This window comes from Caulobacter sp. GW821-FHT05F04 (assembly GCF_059419665.1).
Map to the genome: position 1 here is coordinate 212,514 of NZ_JBWKSF010000006.1, position 13,262 is coordinate 225,775.

Sequence of the window (13,262 nt, forward strand, 5' to 3'; positions counted from 1 at the left end):
TCGCGGTACGCGAAAGTCTCGCCTATATAGCGACCCTTCCGGCGCACCTGGGTTCTCCAGAAGTCCGACGGGAGTCTCGTGAATGTGGCCAATCTCGTGTGCTCTGTGTGTGCGCTCAGGGAGGAAACTACGGAAACAAACGGCGAAAGCGTGCGCAATTTTAGGAACGTTTCGGCATGACCGAACTCGTTGATCTTGCTGAAAAAGTTCCGGAACTTCAACCGGTTAGATTCAGTGTGGCTCCCATGATAGACTGGACCGACCGGCACTGCCGGTCGCTGCATCGGGTCCTGTCGCGTCGGACGCTGCTCTATACCGAGATGGTGACCAGCGGGGCTGTCGTGCATGGCGATCGCGCGAAGCTGCTGGGCTATGACCCGGAGCAGCATCCGGTGGCGCTGCAGCTTGGCGGATCGGATCCGGCCGAGCTGGCCCAGGCGGCGCGGATCGCCGAGGACTACGGCTATGACGAGATCAATCTGAATGTCGGTTGTCCGTCCGACCGCGTGCAAAGCGGTCGGTTCGGAGCCTGCCTGATGCGCGAGCCGGATCTCGTGGCCGAGTGCATGGCCGCCATCGAGAACGCGGTGAAAGTCCCGGCGACGGTCAAGTGCCGGATCGGGGTCGACGACCAGGATCCGGAAGAGGCGCTGTTCACCCTGGTCGACCGTAGCGCGGCGGCGGGTGTCGAAGGCTTTGTGGTGCATGCCCGCAAGGCCTGGCTGAAAGGTCTGTCGCCGAAGGAGAACCGGGACATCCCGCCGCTGGACTATGAGCTGGTCTATCGCCTGAAGCGCGAGCGGCCGAACCTGACCATCGCCATCAATGGCGGCGTGCCCTCCATCGACGCGGCGCTCGAGCATCTGGCCAATGGCGTCGACGGCGTGATGCTGGGCCGCGCGGCCTATCATGAGGCCGGCCTGCTGGGCGAGGTCGACCGGCGGGTGTTCGGCATGGATGTCGCCGATGTCGACAGCTTCGAGGCGGTTGAGCGCTACAAGCCGTATCTGGCCCGTGAACTGGCGGCGGGAACGCATCTGGCGGCGATGAGCCGGCACATGCTGGGCCTGTTCCACGGTCTGCCGGGCGCGCGGGCGTGGCGGCGCATCCTGACGGTCGAGGGCGTCAAGGCCGACGCGGGCCTGGATGTCGTGGATCGGGCGCTGGACGCGGTGCGCGCGGCCCAGGCGGCGCGCGAGGAGCGGGCGGAAGTTCCGGCCGTCTGAAGCCGGGTCTGGTTCCTATGGGTGCAGGATCAGCGAGGTGGGGGTCGCTTCGAACCGCGACAGGCGGCCCAGATAGCTCATGCCCAGCAGCGAGTTCTCGAGGCCCTTCTCGATGACGAGGGCGTCGACGTCGCGGACCTTGGCGCCGGCGATGGCGACGGTGGCCAGCTTGACCGAGGCGGCGCGGGTGCGGCCGTCGGCGGTGATGACGTTGTAGTCGTAGTTCAGCTTGCTGGTGTCGATGCCCAGGCGCTGGGCGTCGGCCATGCTGAGCGAGACGGCGGTGGCGCCGGTGTCGACCAGGAAGCGCACGGCCTTGCCGTCGACATTGCCTTGAGCCCAGAAGTGCCCGTCGCGGTCCTTGGTCAGTTGGGCCGCGCCGCCTTCGGCGCCGCCGAGCGTGGCCGCCGCGGCCGAGGGGGCGCGCAGCTCCGGATGGCGCAGATCGTCGAGCGAGACGACGGCCTTGGCCGCGCCCACCGCCGAAAGGGCCCCCACGAGTGCGATCGCCGCGAACCTCAACATAAAGACACCCTGCCGTATCGGCTTTGAGACCGCTTCTGCGGCCGATGCCTAATCATTAGCGGGCAGGCGTTTTCAAGGCGTGAATCGGCAAAGCGATTTTCGCGCCATGGTTACTAATAAGGTAACAAGTATATTCCTGTGCTGAGCATTGTTCATATTACATCGATTTAATATTCTTCATTACATCCGTGTAATGCTTTTCATGTCCTGGAATTAACTTCGGAAAGCTTTCGCCCGGCGTTATCTCTGTAGGCCACAGAACAAATGGCTATAGAGGGATTATCGCCATGAAAGCCGTCCTTATCGCGCTCGTCGCCGCGGGCTCCATCGCGGGCGTTGCTCACGCCGGCGCCACCGACAAGCAGTTCGTGGAAGCCTCGCGCTGTAGCGCTCTGGCGGCCTCGGAAAACCTGGGCAAGCTGGACACCTCGGCCGTCGACGCCTTCCTGCGCAATTCGGCCGCCGAGCAGAAGCAGTCGACCCGCATCGAGGCCGTCACCAAGATGAACAACGCCCGCAAGAAGGCCGACTCCGCCAACGGCAACGCCAAGCTGAAGCTGATCGCCGAGCGTGATCAGGTCTGCGCGCCGTTCATCGGCGCGGCCCAGGCTTCGCGCTGAGGCCTGCCGCTAAGAGCGGGCCGCGGTCGCCGCCATCAGGGCGATCATCGGATCCGGACGATCGGGGAGGGCGGCCATGATGGTCGCCCTTTCCTCGTCGGAGAGCCGCGCCCAGCCGGCGATTTCCGGCAGGGTCCGCCGACATCCCAGGCAATAGCCGCTGGCGCCGTCGACCGCGCAGACCTTCACGCAGGGCGTGGCGATCGGGCGGGGCGGCTTGGCTGGCGCGCTCATAGGGGCGTCGGTGCTCATCCTTTTCAGCATCCCCGCTCTGGCGGCGGCGCGCAAGCGCGGCCCTCGGGGGTTGCTTTGGCCGTGGACGGGTTTAAGTCCGCGACCATGACCGCTTCTCCCTTCGCCGATATCCGCCAGCTCGCCATCTCGCCGCCCGCGCCGGGGCCGTCTCCGACGCTGGAGCAGGGCGGGCGTCTGGCCGAGATCGCTGGCTGGCTGACCGCCTGGAGCGGCAAGAGCCCGCCGGCCGTGAATCGCCCGGTGGTGGCGCTCTATGCCGGCGCGCGCCAGGGCGTCGGACCGCGCGGCTACGCCCGCGACCGCCTGGAAGCCATCGCCTCGGGCGGCGCCACCGTCTCGCGCCTGGCCGGCGCGCAGGGCGCGGGCCTGGAAGCCTTCGACCTCGCCATCGACCGTCCTTCGCCGGACTTCATCGACAAACCCTCGATGAGCGAGAAAGAGGCCGCCGCCACCATGGCCTTCGGCATGGAGGCCCTGGCCAAGCAGCCCGACTTGCTGATCCCCGGCGTCATCGTCGCCGAGGCCGCCCGCACCGCCGCCGCCGTGTGCCTGGCCCTGTTTGGCGGCGAGGCCTCGGACTGGTCCGACGATCCCGGGCCCGTAGGGGCCGCCGTCGCGCGGGCCAAGGCCGAGGGTATGGGCGACGACCCGCTGGAGATCCTGCGTCAGCTGGGCGGCCGCGAAACCGCCGCCGTCGTCGGCGCCATCCTGGCCGCGCGTGTCCAGAAGGTGCCGGTGCTGCTGGATGGCTACGCCGCCTGCGCCGCCGCCGCCATCGTCCGCGCCGTCGAGCCGGGCGCCATCGATCACTGCCTGGCCGCCCATGTCAGCCCGGCCAAGGGGCATGCGCGCCTGCTCGAAGTCCTCGACAAGCGGCCGCTTCTGGCGCTCGATACGCTTGACGAGGAGGGGGTTGGCGGCGCCTCGGCCCTGGCTCTCGTCAAGCTGGCCTGCGAGGTCCGCTAGTCGCGTTTCGGGCGACGTAGGTGAACGCGGATAACATTCGCTTCCGTTGACGCTAACGTCATCTTTCCAAACGTTCGTTCGACATCTATCGTGGCGCCTGAAACGCAATAACGGCCTCCCGCAGAGGGGCCGATTGAACGGGAGCCCGCCATGAATCTGGACTTCTCGCCCGAGGACCTCGCCTTCCGCGACGAGGTTCGCGCCTTCATCGCCGAGAACTACCCGGCGGGCCTGCGCGAAAAGCAGGAAGAGGGCGAGGAGATGGCCAAGGAGGACTTCCTCTCCTGGCATCGCACCCTCGCCAAGAAGGGCTGGGTCGCCCCGGCCTGGCCGGAGAAGTACGGCGGTCCGGGCTGGACCTCGGTGCAGCGCTACATTTGGTCGGAAGAGACCGCCCGCGCCGACTGCGTGCCGATCCTGCCGTTCGGCATCAACATGGTCGGCCCGGTGATCTACACGTTCGGCACGCCCGAACAGAAGGAACGCTTCCTGCCGCCGACCCTGTCGGGCGACATCTGGTGGTCGCAAGGCTACTCCGAACCGGGCGCCGGTTCCGACCTTGCCAGCCTGAAGACCAAGGCCGAGCGCTTCACCGGCGATGACGGCAAGGAATACTATCTGGTCAACGGCCAGAAGACCTGGACCACCCTGGCCCAGCACGGAGACTGGATCTTCTGCCTGGTCCGCACGGACCCGACCGCCAAGATCCAGGAAGGCATCTCGTTCCTGCTGATCGACATGAAGTCGCCGGGCGTGACCGTGCGTCCGATCATCACCCTGGGCGGCGAGCACGAGGTCAACGAGGTCTGGCTCGAGAACGTCAAGGTGCCGGTCGAGAACCGCATCTACGAGGAAAACAAGGGCTGGACCTGCGCCAAGTTCCTGCTGGCCCACGAGCGCAGCGGCATCGCCGGCGTCGCCCGCTCCAAGCGCGGCATCGAGCGCATCCGCCAGATCGCCTCGGTCGAGCTGTCGGACGACGGCGACGCGCTGATCAAGGATCCGATGTTCAAGCGCAAGGTCGCCGAGCTGGAGATCGATCTTACGGCCCTGGAATATACCGAGCTGCGCACCCTGGCCGGTGAAGCGGCCGGCAAGGGCCCCGGTCCGGAGTCGAGCGTGCTGAAGATCAAGGGCACCGAGATCCAGCAACGGATCACCGAGCTGGTGCTGGAAGCGGCCGGCCACTACGGCGCGCCGTACTTCCGCGGCTTCCCGAAGGACGGCGACAACGCCCATCCGATCGGCCCCGACTTCGCCCACCGCGCGGCGCCGACCTATTTCAACGTCCGCAAGACGTCGATCTACGGCGGCTCCAACGAGATCCAGCGCAACATCATCGCCAAGATGGTGCTGGGGCTCTGAGTTCAACCAAGCACCCCTCCCCCTTGCGGGGAGGGGCCGGGGGTGGGGGTGTCAGCACGAACGCCAGGAGCTTTGCATCATTCAGACCGAGCCGACCGCTCGGCCAAGAGAATGCGTAGCGAACCGACCTTGGCTGAAAAGCTGTTCTGGAAAGCGCTGAGGAAGGCCGAGATTCCCGGATCTCACTTTCGTCGACAAGCGCCTTTCGGCCCCTACATCGTGGACTTTGCCTGCCATCATCATCGGCTGATCGTCGAAGTGGATGGCGCGGTTCACGACCTGGAACACGTGGCCGCCCGCGACGCCGAACGCCAAGCTTGGCTGGAAGGTCGCGGGTACCGGGTGATCCGGGTTCCCAACTCTCAAGCCATCAACGACCCGTATTCGGCAATCGAACAGATCCTGGCGCTCGTCGCTGGCGCCCCCACCCCTAACCCCTCCCCGCAAGGGGGAGGGGGACAATAAGAGAAGAGGAAACCGCCTCATGGATTTCAACTTCACCGAAGAGCAGTCGATGGTCCGCGACACGGTCGCGAGCTTCCTGCAGGACAAGTACGACTTCGAGACCCGCCGCAAGATCGTCAGCTCCGACGCCGGCTGGCGCGCCGACTACTGGAAGGCCTTCGCCGAGGAGCTGGGCATCCTGGGCGCCTCGTTCAGCGAAGAGCTGGGCGGCCTGGGCGGCGGCGCGATCGACAACATGATCATCATGGAGGAGTTCGGTAAGGCGCTGGTCATCGAGCCCTATCTCGGCTCCGTGGTGATCGGCGGCGGCTTCATGAAGCACTCGGGCTACGCGGGCGCGGCCTCGGTGATCGAGGGCATCGTCGGCGGGACCACCACCATCGCCTTCGCCTATGCCGAGCCGCAGGCGCGCTATACTTGGCAGGACCTGAAGACGACGGCGAAGAAGGACGGCTCGGGCTGGGTCCTGAACGGCCACAAGGCCGTGGTGGTCGGCGCGCCGTTCGCCAGCCACCTGATCGTCACGGCCCGCACCGGCGGCGCTCAGCGCGACGCCGGCGGCGTGGGTGTGTTCCTGATCGACAAGAGCCTGCCGGGCGTGGTCACCCGCGACTATCCGACCGTCGACGGCAACCGGGCGTCGGAAGTCTATTTCGAGAACGTCTCGGTCCCGGCCGACGCCCTGATCTCGGAGAGCGGCCTGGACCTGGTCAACCAGGTGATCGACGAGGCCACCGCCGCCGTCGGCGCCGAGGCCGTGGGCGTGCTGCGCAAGCTGCACGAGGGCACGCTGGACTACGCCAAGCAGCGCAAGCAGTTCGGCACGGCCATCGCCAACTTCCAGGTGCTGCAGCACCGGATGGTCGACATGTTCATCGAGGTCGAGCAGTCGGTGTCGATGATCTACATGGCCACCATCAAGGTTGACGAGAGCGCCGCCGAGCGCGCCAAGGCCGTGTCGGCCATGAAGGTCCGCATCGGCCGCGCCTGCAAGTTCGTGGGCCAGAACGCCATCCAGATCCACGGCGGCATGGGCATGACCGACGAACTGGCCATCGGCCACTATTTCAAGCGCGCGAGCTTGATCGAGGGCCTGTTCGGCTCGGTCGATCATCACCTGAAACGCTACGAATCGCTGTCGTTCGACGCCGCGGCGTAAGCCTCGGGCGGCGACGCCCACGGACGATCGACCGAACCCACGGAAATCGCCTGCGTCACGCCGACGCGGGCGATTTTTTTATGCGCCGATCTGTTCGCTGCGCCGGATACCGGAAAGCCGGATTGCGGTGCTAACCCTTGTACGCAAAGGCTTTGTGCGCAAGGAAGTGGAATATTATCATTCGTATAATGACTAAATATGGCGCATCGGAAGACGCTTTGTCCGCACGCTGATATGATCCTTATACGGACAAAATGTGCTTGCGAACGCTGCTGTTGGGGCCATCTTGGAGGCCGACGCGCTGACGACTAGGAGGGTGAGAACCCCTGTAAGCCGCGCGCGTCTCCTGGTCCTAACGGCTAATGTCTGGGAGACGCCGCCATGAATGTATCGAAGATGAACCACGCCATGTTTTCGTTCGCCCTGATGGGCGGCATGCTGGTGGGAGGTCGGCCGAGTTCGAACCCGCCCAAGTCGTCGTCCACGAAGTCCGGACGGAAGTAAGCGTCTAAGCGTTGGCGCGTGACGGTCGCCGAAACCGGCGCCCACTTTCGGCTGTCACGCGCGCAAAGGGTCCAACACCCCACGAAAAAGGCCTCCGCCGGTTCGCCGACGGAGGCCTTTGCTTTTCGACGCCCCTGAGAGCCTCAGCCCTTCTTGGCGGCCGTGTTGCATTCGGCGAGGCCGGCTTCGTCCAGCGACTTGCCGCGATAGCTGAACGCGGTCAGCTCGCCCACCTGGCCGGCCAGCCGGCGGCAGGCGCGGGCGATCGGCAGCGACGGCACGGTCAGCGAGGAGCAGGCGTCATCCTTGCAGCGCCAGACCGAACCTTCGTGGATGAACTGTTCGGTGGTGGCTGCGGTCTTCAGCTTCAGCGAGGCGCTCTGGGTGTCGGCGGCGTGGGCCGAACCCGCGAACATCAGGGCGCAGGCCGTCAGGCCCGCGAAAACAGCGGTACGCATATCTTGGTCTCCTATCCCCGCGCCGGATGGGAGTTCCGACGCATGAGCGCGCGCCGTTCGATGAACGGCAGCTCAAGCCCATAGTGCGTTTCTTTTGAAAACTAAGTCAATGGGCGAAGCGTCGCCGGAGCGCCGGTCTGGTAGGTTTCCTGGTCCCAGGCCAGCAGGGCTGGCGTGACGTCCTCGGCCTTCTCGACCGAACGCCAGGCGTCGGCCAGGGTGGGCGGGGTCAGGCGCGCTTCGATCGTGTGTTGGATCAGCGCGAAGAACGGATCCCAGAAACCGCCGGGGTTATGGAACACGATCGGCTTCTGGTGAAGATCTAAACGACGCCAAGATAGCAATTCGACGATTTCTTCCAGCGTGCCGATGCCGCCCGGCAGCACGACGAACGCGTCCGCTCGCTCGAACATCATCATCTTGCGCTCGTGCATGTTGTCGACGATCACGGTCTCGACATCGTCGAAGGGCTGTTCGCGGCCGCGCAGGAAGTCCGGGATGACGCCCAGCACCTTGCCCCCGGCCGAATGCGCGCCGCGCGCGGAGGCGCCCATCAGGCCCACGCCGCCGCCGCCATAGATCAGCTTCAGTCCCGCCCGGGCGAAGCTCTCGCCGATCGTGAAGGCGTCGGTGATGTAGCGCGGATCGGCGTCGTTGGAGGATCCGCAGTAGACGCAGACGGACCCCAGGCGGCTAGACTCGTTGGGCATCGTCGTCCACTCCACAAAAAAGGCGCGCGGTTTCGCGCGCCCGTTCCTATTTGAGGCCGCATGATCAGGATTCGTCCCCGGGCTTTCAAGTCGTCGATCCTCGCCGTGAGCCTTTCCGCGCTGTTGCTGGCGGCCTGCGAGCCTGGCGCGCCGAAGGCCGCCGCCGACAAGCCAGACAGCGCCGAGGCCGGCTATCTGGCCCCGCCGACCCTGGAGTCCGCGCGTCGAGTCGCCAACGGCATCGCTATTTCGGGCCATGGCGCGCCGGACGCCGACCTGCGCTTGGGGGCGCCGACGGGCGAGGTGGTGATGGGCAAGATCGACGCCCTGGGGCAATGGAGCGTGACCGTGCCCAACGGGGCCGGGGTTCGTCTGTTTGGCCTCTCGTCCATCCAGGACGGCCGCACCGTCCAGGCCGAGGGCTACGTGATGGTCGCCGACGGCGGTGAGGTCGCGCTGCTGCGGGCCGGAGCGGGCGCGCGCCGCCTGGCCGCCGAATCCAGTTCGCCGCGCATCCTGACCGTCGACGTCGACCGCGAGGGGGGGGCGGTGGTCTCCGGCGTCGCCGGCCCCGGCGCGGGCCTGAACGTCCGTGTCGACCGCGTCACCCGCGGCGGCGCCCGCACCGGCGACGACGGTCGCTTCGATATTTCCCTGACCGACACGCTGGCGCCGGGCGTCCACGACATCCAGGTGGCCGGGGAGGGGGGCGAGACCGCCATCGCCGTGGCCGTCTCGCCGGCCGCGCCCCTGACCTACGGACCCGTCCGCGCGGATCGCACGGCGGCCGGCTGGCGGGTCGACTGGATGACGCCGGGCGGCGGCATCCAGACCACCTACCTGATCGGCGGTTCTCGATGAGGGGCATGGGCGGGCCGCCGTCGGCCGGGCGCGCGGCCGTCGCGGGGGGGATCGCCAAGGCCGACCAGCCCGTCCGCTTCTGGCGGGCCATGGGCGACCTCGTGCAACTGGTGCTGCGCTCGGAGGCTCCGGGCCTGGGCTGGCGCGTGACCGTGGCCCTGCTGCTGACCTTGGCCGGCAAGGCGCTGGGCGTGCTGGCCCCGCTGATGCTGGGCAAGGCGGTCAATCAGCTGTCCGCCGGGCAGACCGCGGTCGTGTCCGTCACCTGGGCCTTCGCGGGCCTGGCGTGCGGCTGGGCCCTGGTGCGCTTCATCTCCGCCGCCGCGCCCCAGGCGCGCGACGCGGTGTTCACGCCGGTGGCCCAGGCCGCCCAGAACCGCGCGGCGGTCGAGACCTTCGCCCACGCCCTGTCGCTGTCGATCGACTTCCACCAGTCCAAGCGGACCGGCGCGCTGTCGCGGACGATCGATCGCGGCGCGCGATCGATGGACTTTCTGCTGCGGGGGCTGGTGTTCAACGTCGCTCCGACCGGCGTCGAGCTGATCATGGCCGCCATCGTCCTGGCCAAGGCCTATGACTGGCGGTTCGCGGCCGTGGCCCTGCTGACGGTGGCCGTCTACGGCTATGCGACCTTCGCCATTTCGGACTGGCGGATCGGCCATCGCCGGGTGCTGAACGAGGCCGACGCCGAGGCCGCCGGCCGAGCCGTCGACGCCCTGCTGAACTACGAGACCGTCAAGTCGTTCGGCGGCGAGACGCGGGCCGTGGCCGGCTATGGCAAGGCGCTGGACGTCTATGGCGACGCCCAGATCAAGGCCACCAACTCGCTGAACCTGCTGAACATCGTCCAGTCCGCGGTGATGAGCCTGGGCCTCGGCGCCATGGCCGTGCTGGCGGGCGCGCAGGCGGCCGCTGGCAAGATCGGCCCGGGCGACGTCACCGCCGCCATTCTGATCCTGATCAACCTCTACGCCCCGCTGAACATCCTGGGCTTCGCCTATCGCGAGATCCGCCAGTCGCTGATCGACATGGAGGCGATGCTGGAGCTGCGCCGCCAGACCGCCGACGTCGCCGACTCGCCCGACGCCCAGGACCTGCCGCCTTGCGCCGACCAGCGCGGTGGGGCGGTGGCCTTCGAGAACGTCTCCTTCCGCCACGGGGCGCGGTCCGAGGGCTTGTCCGGCGTCTCCCTGACCGTCGCGCCGGGGACCACCGTGGCCATTGTCGGACCCTCGGGCGCGGGCAAGACCACCCTGGTGCGCCTGGCGCTGCGGATGATCGATCCGCAGGAGGGTCGCGTCACCCTGGACGGCCACGACCTGCGCGACCTCAAGCAGGCCTCCCTGCGCCGCGCCGTGGCCCTGGTCCCGCAGGACGTGGCGCTGTTCAATGACACCCTGGCGTCCAATATCGCCTTCGCGCGACCCGGCGCCAGCGAGACCGAGGTGTGGGCGGCGGCCGAGGCCGCGGAACTGGGCGAATTCATCCGCAACCTGCCCGAGGGCATGGACACCAAGGTCGGCGAGCGCGGCCTCAAGCTGTCAGGCGGCGAGCGCCAGCGCGTGGGTATCGCCCGGGCCCTGCTGGCCGAGCCGCGCGTGCTGATCCTGGACGAGGCTACCAGCGCCTTGGACAGCCGCACCGAGGCGGCGATCCAGGCGACCCTGCGCAAGGCCCGGGCGGGGCGCACCACCCTGGTCGTGGCACACCGTCTGTCGACCATCGCCGACGCCGACGAGATCGTGGTGCTGCGCCGGGGCAAGATCGTCGAGCGCGGTCGCCACGCGGTCCTGCTGGAGGCCGGCGGCGAGTACGCCGCCCTATGGCGTCGCCAGACCCGTGAGCGAGAGCCCGTTTAGTGGATTTCTCTGGCCCCGGCCGGGGTCTATACCGACATCGGTTTCTCTGAGGGAGCTTCGCCTTGCGCTATCTGCACACCATGGTCCGCGTCCGCGATCTGGACGCCTCGCTGCGGTTCTATTGCGAGGGCCTGGGGCTCCAGGAGGCCTACCGAATGGAGAACGAGAAGGGCCGCTTCACCCTGGTCTTTCTGGCCGCGCCCGAGGACGTCGAGCTGGCCAAGGAGCGCAAGGCTCCGCTGGTTGAGCTGACCTACAACTGGGACGACGAAGAGTATGCGGGCGGCCGCAACTTCGGCCACCTGGCCTATCGCGTCGACAACATCTACGAGACCTGCCAGCGCCTGATGGACATGGGCGTGACCATCAACCGCCCGCCGCGCGACGGCCATATGGCCTTCGTGCGGTCGCCGGACGGCATTTCGATCGAACTGCTGCAGGACGGCAATCTGCCCGCCGCCGAACCGTGGGCCTCGATGCCCAACACGGGCGCCTGGTAGGTCCTAGGGCCGGGGGCGAGCCATTTCTTCCAGTCGCCGGCGCGGCGCGTCGGCGATGCCGGCCCACAGGATGCGGGCCAGCTCCAGGCGATAGGCGGTGGCGTAGCCGGTGACGAACATCGGGGCCACGCCATCCGCCAGGGCGCGGCTAAGGTCCTTGCGGGCCAGGATGGCCTTGCGGTCGACGGGGACGTTCGTGTCGGAGACCGCGACCCGCTTGTCGAGTTCGATCGCCGCGTGGACGGCCAGGTTCACCAGGGCCGGAAGCTGGCTGATGTCGCCGCGGGGCTTGGCGCGCATGCCGCCCCCCGGTGCGAGGTCGAAGTCCAGCGCGCTCGCCACGCGCTCCAATGTGGTCGGCCAGTGATCATTGGCGGTCGTCATGGTGCAGTCTTCGCCCCCCCGAGCGTGTCTCGTTCTCTCGGATAGCGATGTTCGCGGTCGGATCAAATGGCCCGAATCGTCGGTTCCTCGTTTTGGGGCGGCTCTGGAAAACCGGGGCGGGGACTCCCAAATGCAACCGACGCCGTTACGAGCGCTTTGAACGAGGTCTCCGATGCCGGATCTGTCCGCCTTTCCGATCACCAAGCGCTGGCCGGCCCAGTATCCCGACCGGATCCAGCTCTATTCGCTGCCGACGCCCAACGGGGTGAAGGTCTCGATCATGCTGGAGGAAACGGGGCTGGCCTACGAGCCGCACCTGATCGACATCGGCGCCAACGAGACCTGGGGCCCCGAGTATCTGTCGCTGAACCCGAACGGCAAGATCCCGGCGATCATCGATCCCGACGGTCCGGGCGGCAAGCCGCTGGCCCTGTTCGAGAGCGGCGCGATCCTGGTCTACCTGGCCGAGAAGACCGGCAAGTTCCTGCCCGCCGATCCGGCGGCGCGCTATGAAACCCTGCAGTGGGTGATGTTCCAGATGGCCGCGATCGGCCCGATGTTCGGCCAACTTGGCTTCTTCCACCGTTTCGCCGGCAAGGACTACGAGGACAAGCGCCCGCGCGATCGCTACGTGGCCGAGAGCAAGCGCCTGCTGGGCGTGCTGGAGGATCGCCTGGCGACCCGCGCCTGGATCATGGGCGACGACTATACCATCGCCGACATCGCCACCCTGGGCTGGGTGCGCAATCTCGTGGGCTTCTACGGGGCGGGCGAGTTGGTCGATTGGGCGTCGCTGAAGCACGTGCCGCGCTGGCTGGAGGCGGGGCTGGCCCGTCCGGCCGTGCAGCGCGGCCTGGAGATCCCCAAGCGTCCCTAAGCGCGCTCTTGGAAACGGGGGTGCGACTCCTGCGACCAAATGGCCGGGGCGTTAAGAATTAAGATCTCATTCACCATAAAGCCCGAGTTTCAGGGTGTCTTCTTTGAAGGCGCCCACCATCACTGACTTTCAACAGCCCGGCCGCAAGCCGGGCTGCTTTTTTGAAATTCGGTGCTTGCATCGGTGCGGGGAGGCGGCTATCACGCGGCCTCTTCTGAGAGCGACCTGTTCCGCGGTAGCTCAGTGGTAGAGCAGCCGGCTGTTAACCGGCTGGTCGTAGGTTCGAATCCTACCCGCGGAGCCACTCTTCCTTCTGTTCGCTCAGAAGATTCCGACAAACTGAGCTTGGCGTTTCGCGACGCCGCGTTCGCGCGCTTTGGACCCAAAAACGCGCCGCAGTGATCGCTTGCATCGACTCGAAGCGACGGCTATCACCCGGCCTCTTCTGAAGAGCGACCTGTTCCGCGGTAGCTCAGTGGTAGAGCAGCCGGCTGTTAACCGGCTGGTCGTAGGTTCGAATCCTACCCG

The 13,262-nt window shown here is 67.0% G+C and carries 16 protein-coding genes and 1 tRNA gene; 12 read left to right on the forward strand and 5 right to left on the reverse strand.

Annotated features, from left to right (window positions below; all coding sequences use genetic code 11):
* Positions 1–176 precede the first annotated feature (176 nt).
* Positions 177–1,226: a tRNA dihydrouridine(20/20a) synthase DusA gene (gene dusA, locus AC07R7_RS17110; RefSeq protein WP_494636003.1), complete on the forward strand. Its 1,050-nt coding sequence runs from the start codon at positions 177–179 to the stop codon at positions 1,224–1,226.
* Positions 1,227–1,241: 15 nt separating this feature from the next.
* Here dusA and AC07R7_RS17115 read toward each other — a convergent pair whose 3' ends face one another.
* Entirely contained in the window at positions 1,242–1,751 is a 510-nt protein-coding gene (locus tag AC07R7_RS17115) for a TIGR02281 family clan AA aspartic protease (RefSeq protein WP_099579014.1), read from the reverse strand.
* Between the two features lie 287 nt (positions 1,752–2,038).
* On the opposite strand from AC07R7_RS17115, the gene AC07R7_RS17120 reads away from it, so the two are divergent.
* Entirely contained in the window at positions 2,039–2,371 is a 333-nt protein-coding gene (locus AC07R7_RS17120) for a hypothetical protein (protein ID WP_125158039.1), read from the forward strand.
* Between the two features lie 9 nt (positions 2,372–2,380).
* Here AC07R7_RS17120 and AC07R7_RS17125 read toward each other — a convergent pair whose 3' ends face one another.
* Positions 2,381–2,605 (reverse strand): DUF1289 domain-containing protein, encoded by a 225-nt coding sequence (locus AC07R7_RS17125; RefSeq protein WP_492884396.1) that lies wholly within the window; start codon positions 2,603–2,605, stop codon positions 2,381–2,383.
* Positions 2,606–2,710: 105 nt separating this feature from the next.
* Here AC07R7_RS17125 and AC07R7_RS17130 point away from each other — a divergent pair, with 105 nt between their 5' ends.
* The 5 genes from AC07R7_RS17130 (at position 2,711) to AC07R7_RS17150 (ending at position 7,085) form a co-directional block, all read left to right on the forward strand.
* Positions 2,711–3,592 (forward strand): nicotinate-nucleotide--dimethylbenzimidazole phosphoribosyltransferase, encoded by an 882-nt coding sequence (locus tag AC07R7_RS17130; RefSeq protein WP_494636004.1) that lies wholly within the window; start codon positions 2,711–2,713, stop codon positions 3,590–3,592.
* Positions 3,593–3,742: 150 nt separating this feature from the next.
* Positions 3,743–4,957 (forward strand): acyl-CoA dehydrogenase family protein, encoded by a 1,215-nt coding sequence (locus tag AC07R7_RS17135; RefSeq protein WP_492884185.1) that lies wholly within the window; start codon positions 3,743–3,745, stop codon positions 4,955–4,957.
* A gap of 48 nt (positions 4,958–5,005) precedes the next feature.
* A complete protein-coding gene (locus AC07R7_RS17140) occupies positions 5,006–5,422 on the forward strand; it encodes an endonuclease domain-containing protein (RefSeq protein WP_494636005.1) in 417 nt (138 codons plus the stop codon).
* A gap of 19 nt (positions 5,423–5,441) precedes the next feature.
* On the forward strand, positions 5,442–6,581 hold the full coding sequence (locus tag AC07R7_RS17145) for an acyl-CoA dehydrogenase family protein (protein ID WP_494636006.1): 1,140 nt from the start codon (positions 5,442–5,444) through the stop codon (positions 6,579–6,581).
* 366 nt (positions 6,582–6,947) lie between these two features.
* Positions 6,948–7,085, forward strand: coding sequence for a hypothetical protein (locus tag AC07R7_RS17150; protein ID WP_492840159.1), 138 nt, complete (start codon positions 6,948–6,950; stop codon positions 7,083–7,085).
* Between the two features lie 143 nt (positions 7,086–7,228).
* Here the strand turns inward: AC07R7_RS17150 and AC07R7_RS17155 are convergent, their stop codons facing one another.
* Both AC07R7_RS17155 and AC07R7_RS17160 read right to left on the reverse strand, forming a co-directional pair.
* Positions 7,229–7,543 carry a CC_3452 family protein gene (locus AC07R7_RS17155; protein ID WP_492840132.1) on the reverse strand — a complete coding sequence of 105 codons (315 nt, stop codon included), beginning with the start codon at positions 7,541–7,543 and terminating at the stop codon, positions 7,229–7,231.
* A 101-nt stretch (positions 7,544–7,644) separates the two neighbouring features.
* Positions 7,645–8,253, reverse strand: coding sequence for an LOG family protein (locus tag AC07R7_RS17160; protein ID WP_492840130.1), 609 nt, complete (start codon positions 8,251–8,253; stop codon positions 7,645–7,647).
* A 60-nt stretch (positions 8,254–8,313) separates the two neighbouring features.
* Here AC07R7_RS17160 and AC07R7_RS17165 point away from each other — a divergent pair, with 60 nt between their 5' ends.
* From AC07R7_RS17165 to AC07R7_RS17175, 3 genes are all read left to right on the forward strand, one after another.
* A complete protein-coding gene (locus tag AC07R7_RS17165; protein WP_494636007.1) occupies positions 8,314–9,114 on the forward strand; it encodes a hypothetical protein in 801 nt (266 codons plus the stop codon).
* A complete protein-coding gene (locus AC07R7_RS17170; protein ID WP_494636111.1) occupies positions 9,045–10,973 on the forward strand; it encodes an ABCB family ABC transporter ATP-binding protein/permease in 1,929 nt (642 codons plus the stop codon). Before AC07R7_RS17165 ends, AC07R7_RS17170 begins: the two co-directional genes overlap by 70 nt.
* 62 nt (positions 10,974–11,035) lie before the next feature.
* Complete coding sequence (locus AC07R7_RS17175) at positions 11,036–11,473, forward strand: VOC family protein (protein ID WP_494636008.1); 438 nt, start codon at positions 11,036–11,038, stop codon at positions 11,471–11,473.
* A gap of 3 nt (positions 11,474–11,476) precedes the next feature.
* Here AC07R7_RS17175 and AC07R7_RS17180 read toward each other — a convergent pair whose 3' ends face one another.
* A complete protein-coding gene (locus tag AC07R7_RS17180) occupies positions 11,477–11,857 on the reverse strand; it encodes a hypothetical protein (RefSeq protein WP_492884194.1) in 381 nt (126 codons plus the stop codon).
* A 172-nt stretch (positions 11,858–12,029) separates the two neighbouring features.
* Here AC07R7_RS17180 and AC07R7_RS17185 point away from each other — a divergent pair, with 172 nt between their 5' ends.
* Together AC07R7_RS17185 and AC07R7_RS17190 are read left to right on the forward strand one after the other, a co-directional pair.
* Positions 12,030–12,734, forward strand: a complete 705-nt coding sequence (locus tag AC07R7_RS17185; protein ID WP_492840125.1) for a glutathione S-transferase N-terminal domain-containing protein — start codon at positions 12,030–12,032, stop codon at positions 12,732–12,734.
* A 229-nt stretch (positions 12,735–12,963) separates the two neighbouring features.
* Positions 12,964–13,038 (forward strand) — tRNA-Asn (locus AC07R7_RS17190).
* Positions 13,039–13,262: the final 224 nt, after the last annotated feature.